Below are 11,195 nucleotides of genomic sequence, written 5' to 3' on the forward strand. Positions count from 1 at the left end.
GGATGGGCACCCAGCAGTATCAGACCGTCGGCCGGAAGGAGCTTCGCCGAAGCCAGATCTGCGGGATCGCCGGCGGGTGTCGTGGTGACGGTCGGGTTCTCGGCCTGCGACTGGTAGAAGGAGGCGAGAGAGCCGCCCCCGCTGAATCCGAGGAGTACCACGCTCTCGAATCCGAGTTCCTCACGCATCCAGCGGATTCCGGTACCGAGGTCTTCGATCGCGCGTTCCATGATCAGTGCCGGTTCGTTCTGTGCGTACCGGGTGTTCATGGCCATGATCGGGAGTCCGGATTCGGCAATCGGCTTCAGCAGAAAATGCGACAGGAAGTTCGACGCCGGATGCGCCATCAGGACACCGACGGCACGATCCGACCCGGTCGCTTCTACGAGGTTGCCGTGCAGCACCGGGTAGTGACGGGTCAGACCGGAGTGGGCCTCCACCCGGCCGTCGGTGGCGGGCCGGTACGGAATTCGCTGAAAGTACTCGTCCACCCGGAGCAGTGGTTGCGTCATGCGATCGTCCTGTACTTCAGCATCATGTCGTGGTCCTCGTGGTCGAGAATGTGGCAATGCCATACGTATCCCTGTAGGTCCGAGCCCTGTAGGTCCGAACCCCCGTGCCCAGCAGCATGTCCGCCGTGCGCTCCGGGCGACCTGCCGAACCGTGCATCCGGATCGAAACCCAGTTCGTCGGCGGTCGGGAACCGGACGATCAGTCGCGTCACCGAATACGGATCGAGTCGCACCGTCTCCTTCCATCCCGACTCCCAGGGCTGTGGCGGTATCAGCGGGCCCAGGAGGTACGACTCGGCGCTGGGCGTCCAGCGCACCCCGACCGGGGGCTGCGGATTGGTCACGGTGTACCGGAAGGAGTCGAGCGGCTGCCGGCCGAGGATGCGGAAGTTCACGAGATGAATGTGAATCGGATGCGGATCGCCGGTGACGTTGATCAGATTCCACTGCTCGACGGTCCTTTGACGCGGCATCTCGATGTCGTCACTGGAGAAGCGAAGGTTGTTGAGTGTCATGATCGACGGCGGAAGCCGCAGATCGAATGGCTGACTCACCGTGAGATTCCGGAACGACTGAGGCTGCTCGACGGGCGGTAGGAGTGAGGGTTGACGGCGGCCACCGCGCAGTGTGTGCGGTACCGGTCCGGTGAACCCGCGAGCGGTACCGACTTTGAACCGGCAGAACAGCGGCATCGCAACGGCCCCGATCTGGGCGGCCTGAGCCGGTGGTTGCTCATCGTTGCGCAGTTCGACGTAGGTTCCCGGATCGAGCTGCCCGAAGTCGACGAGGATGTCGAGGCGCTCGGCCGGCGCGAGTCGTACGTGGGTGGCGGGCACCGGAGCGTCGAGTAGTCCGCCCTCCGCACCGATCACCCAGAACCGCATTCCATTGCTCAGGTAGAGATTCCACACGCTGTATGAAGCGGCGTTGATCACTCGGAATCGGTAGAGCCCCCGGTCGACCTCGAGTTCCGGCCACGCCTTGCCGTTGACCACACCGACGTCACCGACGGCGCCACCCTCCCAACGGCCTTCGGGCACGATGGGCGTGGATCGGAGGCTCTGCGCACCGTTGTCCGTAAAGATCTTCTCCTGCAGGACGAGCGGCATCTCGTGGCGTCCGGACGGGAGTCCCAGCGGATTGTCGGCGAGCCCGGTGTCGAAATTGTCACGTAGCAGGTACATGCCCGCCAAACCTGCATACACATTGGTCCGGGTGATCGCCATCGCGTGGTCGTGGTACCACAGTTGCGTTGCCGGTTGACGATTCGGGAATTTGTAGGTGTAGCCCTGGCCGGGGCGGGTGATCAACTCCGGGTGACCGTCGAACTCCGGCGGAGTCACGCCGCCGTGCAGGTGCATGGAGGTGGGCGGGTCGGTGCGGGTGGCTTCGCTCATGCCGTGCAGCGTCGTGTCCATGTCTGCCACGAACGGATGGGTACCGATCTCATTGCGGTAGTGCAGCACCGTCTCCGCGCCCGCCCGGGCCTCGATGGTCGGCCCGAGATAGTCCATACCTCCGTACCCCAGCGCCGGCGAGTGGGGAAGGTCCTGGTGGAATCGATGCGAGGTGGTGCGTGACGCGATCTCGATGGTCGATCCCGAGATCGACGGGGGGATCGGCATCGCGTCACGGAACGGCTCGAGTCGCGGCGAACGGAACATCAAGGGGCGCGGAAGCTCGGGATTCTGCGCGGTTGCCCGGCCGGAACCCCGCACCGCGGCGGGTGTCACCGCCAGGCCTGCCACGACGACGGCCCCGCGCACGAGCGCTCGCCGGGAAAGCGTGGATGTCATTCGGAGAGTGCTCCCGATCTGTGTGATGCAGGTCATGATCATTCGGTGCCGCCGACCATACCCTACCGTATGGTATGGAGAAAGAGGTTTTCGAAATCATAGAGAAAGACCAGGTGAACCCATGCAACCGCAGTTCGCGTTGATCGCCGTTGCGGCGGTGAAAGGAGTGGCGGAGGCACGTAGACTTTCTCCCGGCAACACCCATCAGGATCGCGAGGGCAGTCGATGACCGAAGTGCCGGCCCGACGGGCGGAGACCACACGTAAGCCCGGTACCCGTGCCCCTCGACTGTCGCTGGACGACTGGACGGCCGCGGCTCTCGATCTCCTCGTCACCGATGGTGTGTCCGAGGTCAAAATCTCCCGTCTGTGTGAACGCCTCGAGGTGACCAAGGGCAGCTTCTATTGGCATTTCTCCGACATCGACGAGTTGATGACCGCGGTCGCCGAACGATGGTGCGCACAGGACAACGATGCCCAGCGCGGTCTCGACGCCCTGGCCTCCACACCGGTCCGCGAGCGTCTGGAACGGATGGCATCACTTCTCGTCGAGCACCGCGCATGGTCCGTCGAACGTGCGGTGCGTGAGTGGGCACGCACCGAGCCGCGAGTGGCGGCATCTGTCCGTGCCCTCGATCAGCGCATCATGCAGTTGGTTCAGGATGCACTGCAGGAGTTGGGATTCGACGAGAGGCAGGCCAGGCTGCGCGCCGGCACGCTGGTGTACGCCGGCATCGGCTTCGTGCACGGACGCGACAGCCTGCCCACTCCCACGACGGAAGAACTTCAGATGATCATGGAGATTCTCACGACACCCATTCCACCAGTTGAATGATCACGCCGTTGGGATCGCGCATCTGGAAATAGCGTTCACCCCACGGTTCGGTCTCGATCGGTGTCACGATCGGGACACCCTCACCCTGCAGGCGCTCGTACTCGGCGTCGATTCCCTCCACGACCAGGGCGATCAGGAGCCCCTGTCCGGCATCTCCGGCGATTTCAGCCGGCTTGAAGGTCCCGAGCCCGGTCCTGAGGAAGATCAGGTTGAAGCCGACGTCGTCGCGCCCGAGCGACACGAACCCGTCGGCTGCCATTTCTTCGACGAAACCGAGATGAGTCCTGGCGAATTCCGCCGATGCGGTGGGGTCCGCGACGTTGAGTGACAATGCGCTCGAGGTGACCTTCACGGCGGTGTCCTTCCGTTGACGACAGCCCGCCGACGTTCGGCCCACGACTGGGTTTCCGGCGGGGTGGAACGTGTCACGCTCCCAGCAGTCCCTTCGCGATGTGGGTCACCTGGATTTCGTTGCTGCCGGCGTAGATCATGAGCGACTTCGCGTCACGTGCAAGTTGCTCGACGCGGTACTCGGCCATGTACCCGTTGCCGCCGAACAGCTGCACCGCTTCCATCGCCACCTCGGTGGCCGCCCGGGACGAGTAGAGCTTCATCGCCGACGCCTCGGCGAGGGTGACGTGGTCGCCGGCCGCGGTCCGCTCGATGGCGTTGAAGACCATGTTCTGCACGTTGATTCGTGCGATTTCCATTTCGGCGAGCTTGAGCTGGATGAGCTGGAACTGTCCGATCTCCTTACCCCACAACTTGCGCGACTTGGCGTAGTCGATACACAGCCGGTGACATTCGTTGATGATGCCGAGGGCCAGCGACGCGATGCCGATGCGTTCGGCGGCGAAACTTTCCTTGGCACTCGATTTGCCGTCCGACTGGCCACCCGCCTCGGTCTCCCCGAGCAGACGGTCGCGGGTGAGACGCACGTTGTCGAAGAACAACTCACCCGTGGGCGACGAGTTCATCCCCATCTTCTTGAACGGTGCACCCTGGGTGAACCCTTCCATCCCGGCGTCGAGCACGAACGCGAGTACCTTCCGGTCGCGTCGGTCGACGGACGAATCTCCCTCGTCGAGTTTCGCGTAGACGATGACGACGTCGGCGTAGGGGCCGTTGGTGATGAACGTCTTCTGCCCGTTGAGGATGTAGTCCTCGCCGTCACGGCGCACGTACGTCTTCATGCCGCCGAAGGCGTCCGAGCCGGAGTCCGGTTCGGTGATGGCCCAGGCACCCACCTTCTCGAAGGTCACCAACGCCGGGAGCCACCGTTCCTTCTGGGCCAGCGTCCCACGACTGCGGATGGTGCCGGCCGCGAGTCCCAGGCTCACGCCGAGCGAGGCGACCAGGCCCAGGCTCACTCCCGCGAGTTCGGCGTTCATGATGACGCCCATGCTGCCGGCACCGCCGAGGCCACCGGCCTTGTCTTCCTTCTTCTCCGCATCGGCGTCGGCACCGCGGTCCTTGGCGAGCGACTTCTCGAGTGCCTCGCGAGCCATCTCGTCCAGGCCGAAAGTGGCGAAGAGCTTGCGGATGATGTCGAACGGCGGCATCTCCCCGGACTCGAGCTTGTCGACGTGCGGTCGTATCTCCTTGTCGATGAAGCCGCGGATCGCGTCGCGGAACATCAGGTCGGTGTCGGACCACTCATACATGCCGGGGACTCCACTCGCTGAGAGACAAAGGGTTTCCCGCAAATATAGAACACGTTCCTGTCATTGAACAGCAGATCCGAGCCACTCGGACGTCAGCGTCCCGAGAGTGCCGTCATCTTCGATCGCCCGCGTGGACTCGACGTCGAAACCGGGTCCCCGCCGCGTCGCTACCCGCCGATCAGGCCCAGTCTCCGAGCCAACCAATCCATCTCCTTCTCCAGCCCGGCCGACCACACCGCGAAGCTGTGTCCGCCCGGGACTTCCACGTACTGCACATCCATGCCCGCGGCCTTCGCGGCCTGATAGACCTTCTGCGCGTCCGGCCGGTAGTCGTGGTCGTCGGTGCCGATCACGAACACACCGGCGGTGTCCGGGTACTTTCGCGCTGTCATCAGAGCAATCGGATCGACCTTCTCGAACGCCGCCTCGTCGCCGCCGAAGGCCTCGTCGAGAGTCCGTCGGTGATCTCCCAGGGTCGGTCCCTCCTGCCCCGACAGATCGAGGAACGTGGGGTACACATCCGGGTAGTTGGTGGCCATCTGGAGTGAACAGGTTCCGCCGTAGGACAGTCCCCCGATCGCCCACGACTTCGGATCGGGGTCGACCTGCAGGTGCGACTTCACCCACGCCGGAACATCCGTGGAAAGGTAGCTGGCCACGTTGCCCAACCTGGAGTTGACGCAGAGCGGGTTCGCCACCTGCGAGCCGGTGGCGTCCGCGATTACCACGACAGGAGCGAGACCGTGGTGTTCGGCGGCGAATGCATCCATGGTCGTCACCAGCTTGCCGCCGGCGAGCCAGTCGTCAGGGCTGCCCGGCTGACCCGCGAGCAGCACCAGTACCGGCAGCAGTGGGCGCGGATCGGTGAAGTAGGCCGGCGGCAGGTAGATCTCCGCGCTGCGCGCGCTGAACCCCGACTTCTCGCCCGGAATGGTGGCCGTGAGAACTTTCCCCTGGGTGTCCATGCCTTCGGGTGGCGTCCAGGAGGCGTCCAGCGGCCTTGCTGTCACAACCTGTTCCGTGTTGCTGCCGAGATCCTGCAACCGGACTCGTTCGAACGGCTCCGCACCGAAGGCGGTTCCCACCGTGGGATAGGCGTCGAAGACGAGGTTGATCTGCGTTGCCGAGGTCAACACCACGGCGACCGTCGCGACCACCGTCACCACCGCTGCCTTGACGGTCCTGCCGGCGCGCATCCGGGGCACGAGCAGCAGCAGTGCGAACACGCCGATCCCGATCCATACATAGATCGGAATCTCGATGGGATCCGGAAAGGGCTCGAGTACCTTCTCGACAAGGACGTACAGGACGGCAGTCACGACCGCTGCCGCGACGAGGCAGATCGGCACAGCCCATCGCCGGTACCACCGCGCTCGCGACGCGAGAAGCCATCCGCCCCCTGCCGCACCGATCACCGCGATAATCCAGGGCAGAGGCCCCGAGATGATACTGAGATCGCTGAGACGGTCCACCCGGAAAGCCTATAGAATCGCGCCGGTGACATTCATCAAGGTCTGCGGCCTACGCGACGACACTTCCGTCGATGTGCTCGTCCGGCTGGGCGTCGACGCGATCGGATTCGTCTTCGCCGACAGTGCCCGCAGGATCAGCCCGGGCGACGCCGCACCGCTGGTCAGCCGGGTCACCGGCGCCACGACCGCGGTGGGCGTGTTCAAGGGAAGTTCGGTCCAGCAAGTGATCGAGGTGGCCGCCGAGGCAGGTCTGCATACCGTGCAGGTGCACGATCTGCGTTCGCGCGAGGACGTGTCGGCCCTCCGCGACGCCGGTCTCACCGTGATCCGCGCCGTTGTCGCCGGTGATACGTCCGGCGATTTCGGAGCGGACCGACTGCTGGTAGACGGAGCTGATGCGGGCGCCGGGGTGCCGTGGGACTGGGCCGCCACGAGCCGCCCCGAGGGTGAGTGGATCCTCGCCGGAGGGCTCGATCCCGGTAATGTGCGTGCAGCCATCGACGCGACGGGAGCGTGGGGTGTCGACGTGTCCAGCGGCGTCGAATCGTCTCGCGGCGTCAAGGACCCGGCGTTGATCGAACAGTTCGTCACCGCGGTCCGCGCGCAGGGGTGATCAGCGGTCCGCGCGCAGGGGTGATCAGCAGTCCGCGCGCAGGGGTGATCAGCCGGGCATCCGGACCACGTGATCCTCGACGTCCCATGATGCCAGGACGGTCCTGATGCCCACGACCAGCGCCAACGGCTGATCGATCATCACGTGGTGTCCCGCGTCGGGGATGTCGATCATCAACGCGGTGGGGCCGAATCGTTCCCGCATGTCGGCCATCAGTTCGTCGGTGACGATGCCGTTCTCGGCCCGGAAGTAGGCGATACGGCACCTGGGCTCCGACCGGCCCAGTTGACTGCCGTCCTCGCGTGCGAAGAACCCGGGATCGAACTTCCACGACCATCCGCCCTCCACCTGCTCGAGCGACGTCTCCGCGACGTGAGCGCGGACGCACGGCACCGCCGAATCCTGTTCCGGGACGAAACGGAACCGGGACAGAGCATCGGCCCTGGTCGAATACACCTTCTTGGGACCGAACGCCTGGTGACTGCGCGCGGCTTCCTCCTCCGGCGTTCGGGCCCTGATCGGGGAATCGATCAGCTGGACGCCGCCGAGATCCTGACCGAACAGCTGCGAAGCCACATACGAAACCATGCCGCCCATGCTGTGTCCCACGAATGCCGGAGCACCGACGATTCCACCCGGTTTCGCGACGGCGAGCGCTTCCTCCGCCCACTGCTCGAGGCCGTACTTCTCACGCCGGTCACTGTCACCGTGCCCGGTCAGATCCAGGGCCACCACACGCCGATTCCCGGCCAGCATCGGGGCGACGTGATCCCACCATCTGCTGTGGGCGGCACCGCCGTGGATCAACACGATCCCGGGAGTTCCGGCAGGCCCCCATGCCCGGTAGTGCACCCGTGCGCCTGCGACGTCCACCTGACCTGTCTCGACCGTGGAGGCCAAGGCGGTGGTGAACCAGTCGGGCACGTCCGTCTGCACATCGCTCATCCACCGAACATACCGATCGGGGTGCCGAGGCCCTGACCCACCTATGGAAGGTCCAGCATTGCCGAGACCGCACGTTCGACGACGGGAAACTTGTCGGGTGCGAGATCGTGCCGGGCGCCGTCGAGTTCGACGAGTGTGGTGGCGGCGGGAATCAGTTCGAGCGCCGATCGCATTTCTTCGGTGGTGGCGAACGGGTCCCTGGATCCGTGAACGACCACCGTCGGCGTGTGCAGGGCGGACAGGTGCTCGACCCGGAGCCTTTCGGGCTTGCCCGGCGGATGGAGCGGATACGACGTCAACAGCAGTGCGTCCACCAGTCCGGGACGCTCGGCCGCGAGCATCGATGTCTGGCGTCCACCGTACGAATGACCACCGGCCCACACGGGACCGGTCGTGATATCCCGCATCACCTTCACCGCCGCGGCGATACCCTCCCGGTCTTCCGCTGCTTTCGACGGAGACGGCGGACCCGAGGCACGGCGCTGCCGGAACGGCAGGTCGAATCGCAGTACCACGATCCCCCGCTCCGCGAAACCGTCTGCCATCGCCTTCATGATCTTCGCGTCGCAATTGCCGCCGGCACCGTGCGTGAGAACCAATCCACCCGCCGCATCCCCCGCTGGGATATGCAGATGGCCCCGTACCCCGTCCCGTTCCAGCACCTCGCTCATGCCGTTCACAGTAGGGCCTGTGTCCGGCCGTTCAGCTTTTGTGATGTTTATGGAAGTAACAGCGGGGTAATGTGAATTATCAAATTGATGGGAGTAGCACATGAGCACCTCCACCGTCATATGGATCATCGTCGCGATTGTTGTCGTGCTGATCTTGATCGGTATCGCCCTGATGGCGTCCCGTAGACGCAAGGAAGCCCGCCGCCTCGAGGCGCAGAATATTCGCGCCACCGTGCAGGAACAATCCTCCGTCGTGGGACAACGTCAGGCACTGGCAGACGAAACTGCTGCCGAATCGCGCAGAGCCCAGGCCGAGGCAGACGCCAAGGCGGCCGAGGCCGAGAGATTGCAGCACGAGGCGCAGGCACAACAGAGCACCGCGACCTCGTCTCGCGACGAACTCCAGAAGGAATGGAAGCGGGCCGACACCGTCGACCCCGACGTGAAGCGGAGCGAGACGCACACGGGCGACGCTTCTGGCAGTCACGCGAGGGACACCGACGGCCCTCCGCGAGGGACCGACGCGCCGGGGGCTCATTCGAAGCCGACCGACACCACACCCACGTAGCATCAAGCATCCGGGAGGTCGGAAATGCGCATCGGGCGGCTCGTATCGGTGATCGTCGTGGTCTGGCTCGTCATCGGGGCGATCGCGGTTTTTCAGCGAGGCTATTTCGAGGATGCCTCTGCTGATTGCGCGAGCGCGGGCACAATCGCGGTGACTGTCATTGCTGGTCCACTCAATTATGCGGGTGTTAATCCGAAGGTGGATTGCGAAATTCCCCAGCCCAGTCAGTAAAACAGCCCAGTCAGTAAAAGCAGCCTAGTCAGTGGAAAGAGGAACCATGATCGTTCTGGGACTCATCCTGCTCGTCATCGGCTTGGTCGCGGGGATTTCGATCCTCACAACAATAGGTGTGATCCTCTTGGTCGTCGGCCTCGTACTTCTGCTGCTCGGTACTACCGGGCGCGCGGTGGGCGGCCGCAAGTATTGGTATTGACGATCCTGCAAGCCCGAGTGACCCTGCAAACTCCCGAGTGACCCTGTAAACCCCTCGAGGTCACTCGGGAGCTTGATCCTCGGGCTCGACGGACTCGACCTCTTCCCGGTCGGCGCGGTTGCCCTCCACACCCCTGGCCTCGCGTTCGGCCGTGATGCGCGCCTCCATACCGTCCACGAGGTCTGAAATCCTCTTGTGCTCGGGTAGCTGCTCGTTGTGGCGATCCGAATTCTCGTCCATCACACTCCTTCCACATTGCGAACTGTACCCCCGCCCGAGGCGCAAGCGAGTGCCAAACTCGTTGGCGAGCTTGAGATCACGCCGCACACCTTCGCCAATGACGCACTGCGCAACAATAATTCATTCCGATGGACGGCGCCCGGAGCGGCGAGCCCGGTGATCGATTTCGATGCACAATCGACACCGGCTCGTGGGAAAGCGCCGCCGGCAACTCGTACTCTGGACCGGGTACCGCCCGAAGGAGGACCGATATGCCGACAGTCACCACCCCGCACGTCTATGTTCATCGCGCCGGCGATCGGCTGAAAACCAAGATCTCGTGGCTGGATTCAAAGCATTCGTTCTCCTTCGGGCAGCACTACGACCCCGACAACACCCATCACGGATTGCTCCTCGTCAATAACGACGACACCGTCCTTCCCGGTCAGGGATTCGAGACGCATCCGCACAAGGACATGGAAATCGTCACCTGGGTGTTGCGCGGATCCCTTGTGCATCAGGACTCGATCGGACACTCCGGCGTCATCTATCCCGGCCTTGCGCAGCGTATGAGTGCGGGCAAGGGCATCAGGCATTCGGAGAAGAACGACAGCTGGCGGCTGGGCGGCGAGCAGCATCACGAACCCGTCCGTTTCGTTCAGATGTGGGTGGTTCCCGACGAGGTGGGCCTCACTCCGAGCTACGAACAGCTCGAGATCGAGGACGAGGTACTGAAGGGCGGATTGGTGTCGGTGGCGTCCGGAATGCGCGAATACAAAGACCAATCGGCCATCCGGATCAACAACAGGTATGCCGCACTACATGTGGCCCGCCTGTTTCCCGGCAAGACGGTTGCTCTTCCCGAAGCTCCGTACCTGCACGTTTTCATGGCGGAGGGTGTCGCCGAGATGGAGGGCGTCGGCACGCTGTACGAGGGGGACGCCGTCCGTCTCAGCGCGTCCGGGGGTCAGCGGATCTCCTCGGATTCCGGCGCCGAGGTTCTGGTGTGGGAGATGCACGCGCGCCTCGGCGGGTGAGTTCACAGAAAGCTCACAGCCGGGCCGGACGATCTCCATGAAGACGTCGAGAGCAGCCGCCGGCGAGTGAGCCGGCGAAGGGCACTTGCGCTCGGCGGGACGGTGACGCTCGGCGGTCTCGTCGCCGCGTGCACCGGGACGGGGAGCAGTACAGCCACGGCTCCCTCCACAACTGCCGCCGGCACCGACGCCGTAACCGCTCTGCTCGACCAGGCACCCCAGTGTGTGATGGGAGTCGAGGAAACCCAGGGGCCGTACTGGTTCGATGTCCATTCCATCCGCAGCGACATCCGTGAGGACCGCCCGGGTACGAACCTGCAGCTCGCGCTGCGTGTGCAGGACATGACGAACTGCTCCGTCGACGGCAAAGCCGCCGCGGTGAGCAATGCCGTGGTCGAGATCTGGCACTGCGACGCCGGCGGCGTCTACTC

13 protein-coding genes and 2 pseudogenes are annotated in these 11,195 nt (G+C 64.3%); 7 read left to right on the forward strand and 8 right to left on the reverse strand.

What is annotated here, in order from left to right:
- Window positions 1–512, reverse strand: a pseudogene (locus WAW17_RS13860) (alpha/beta hydrolase); the annotation flags it as partial.
- Window positions 509–2,308, reverse strand: a complete 1,800-nt coding sequence (locus tag WAW17_RS13865) for a multicopper oxidase family protein (RefSeq protein WP_422333535.1) — start codon at window positions 2,306–2,308, stop codon at window positions 509–511. The pseudogene WAW17_RS13860 and the gene WAW17_RS13865, both read right to left, overlap by 4 nt.
- Before the next feature lie 225 nt (window positions 2,309–2,533).
- On the opposite strand from WAW17_RS13865, the gene WAW17_RS13870 reads away from it, so the two are divergent.
- The gene (locus WAW17_RS13870; RefSeq protein ID WP_422333536.1) at window positions 2,534–3,142 is read left to right on the forward strand and encodes a TetR/AcrR family transcriptional regulator; all 609 of its coding nucleotides are present in this window, start codon (window positions 2,534–2,536) and stop codon (window positions 3,140–3,142) included.
- On the opposite strand, the gene WAW17_RS13875 is transcribed toward WAW17_RS13870, so the two are convergent.
- The 3 genes from WAW17_RS13875 to WAW17_RS13885 form a co-directional block, all read right to left on the reverse strand.
- Complete coding sequence (locus WAW17_RS13875; protein WP_422333537.1) at window positions 3,114–3,494, reverse strand: VOC family protein; 381 nt, start codon at window positions 3,492–3,494, stop codon at window positions 3,114–3,116. The two genes, WAW17_RS13870 and WAW17_RS13875, sit on opposite strands and share 29 nt — an antisense overlap.
- 73 nt (window positions 3,495–3,567) lie before the next feature.
- Window positions 3,568–4,806: an acyl-CoA dehydrogenase family protein gene (locus tag WAW17_RS13880; RefSeq protein WP_422333538.1), complete on the reverse strand. Its 1,239-nt coding sequence runs from the start codon at window positions 4,804–4,806 to the stop codon at window positions 3,568–3,570.
- Between the two features lie 167 nt (window positions 4,807–4,973).
- Window positions 4,974–6,278, reverse strand: coding sequence for an alpha/beta hydrolase (locus WAW17_RS13885; RefSeq protein ID WP_422333539.1), 1,305 nt, complete (start codon window positions 6,276–6,278; stop codon window positions 4,974–4,976).
- A gap of 25 nt (window positions 6,279–6,303) precedes the next feature.
- On the opposite strand from WAW17_RS13885, the gene WAW17_RS13890 reads away from it, so the two are divergent.
- Complete coding sequence (locus WAW17_RS13890) at window positions 6,304–6,891, forward strand: phosphoribosylanthranilate isomerase (protein WP_422333540.1); 588 nt, start codon at window positions 6,304–6,306, stop codon at window positions 6,889–6,891.
- A gap of 48 nt (window positions 6,892–6,939) precedes the next feature.
- On the opposite strand, the gene WAW17_RS13895 is transcribed toward WAW17_RS13890, so the two are convergent.
- On the reverse strand, window positions 6,940–7,836 hold the full coding sequence (locus WAW17_RS13895; RefSeq protein ID WP_422333541.1) for an alpha/beta fold hydrolase: 897 nt from the start codon (window positions 7,834–7,836) through the stop codon (window positions 6,940–6,942).
- A gap of 41 nt (window positions 7,837–7,877) precedes the next feature.
- Window positions 7,878–8,507 carry an alpha/beta fold hydrolase gene (locus WAW17_RS13900; RefSeq protein WP_422333542.1) on the reverse strand — a complete coding sequence of 210 codons (630 nt, stop codon included), beginning with the start codon at window positions 8,505–8,507 and terminating at the stop codon, window positions 7,878–7,880.
- Window positions 8,508–8,607: 100 nt separating this feature from the next.
- On the opposite strand from WAW17_RS13900, the gene WAW17_RS13905 reads away from it, so the two are divergent.
- The 3 genes from WAW17_RS13905 to WAW17_RS13915 are packed head-to-tail and all read left to right on the forward strand — an operon-like array spanning window position 8,608 to window position 9,508.
- A complete protein-coding gene (locus WAW17_RS13905) occupies window positions 8,608–9,075 on the forward strand; it encodes a hypothetical protein (RefSeq protein WP_422333543.1) in 468 nt (155 codons plus the stop codon).
- Window positions 9,076–9,099: 24 nt separating this feature from the next.
- Window positions 9,100–9,306 carry a hypothetical protein gene (locus WAW17_RS13910; protein ID WP_422333544.1) on the forward strand — a complete coding sequence of 69 codons (207 nt, stop codon included), beginning with the start codon at window positions 9,100–9,102 and terminating at the stop codon, window positions 9,304–9,306.
- A gap of 46 nt (window positions 9,307–9,352) precedes the next feature.
- Window positions 9,353–9,508 carry a DUF6131 family protein gene (locus WAW17_RS13915; RefSeq protein WP_422333545.1) on the forward strand — a complete coding sequence of 52 codons (156 nt, stop codon included), beginning with the start codon at window positions 9,353–9,355 and terminating at the stop codon, window positions 9,506–9,508.
- 60 nt (window positions 9,509–9,568) lie between these two features.
- Here WAW17_RS13915 and WAW17_RS13920 read toward each other — a convergent pair whose 3' ends face one another.
- Window positions 9,569–9,748, reverse strand: a complete 180-nt coding sequence (locus tag WAW17_RS13920) for a hypothetical protein (RefSeq protein ID WP_422333546.1) — start codon at window positions 9,746–9,748, stop codon at window positions 9,569–9,571.
- A 251-nt stretch (window positions 9,749–9,999) separates the two neighbouring features.
- Here WAW17_RS13920 and WAW17_RS13925 point away from each other — a divergent pair, with 251 nt between their 5' ends.
- Entirely contained in the window at window positions 10,000–10,764 is a 765-nt protein-coding gene (locus WAW17_RS13925; RefSeq protein WP_422333547.1) for a pirin family protein, read from the forward strand.
- 66 nt (window positions 10,765–10,830) lie between these two features.
- Window positions 10,831–11,195, forward strand: a pseudogene (locus tag WAW17_RS13930) (protocatechuate dioxygenase); the annotation flags it as partial.

Source organism: Rhodococcus sp. (in: high G+C Gram-positive bacteria), assembly GCF_049286785.1.
Classification (GTDB): domain Bacteria; phylum Actinomycetota; class Actinomycetes; order Mycobacteriales; family Mycobacteriaceae; genus Rhodococcus_F.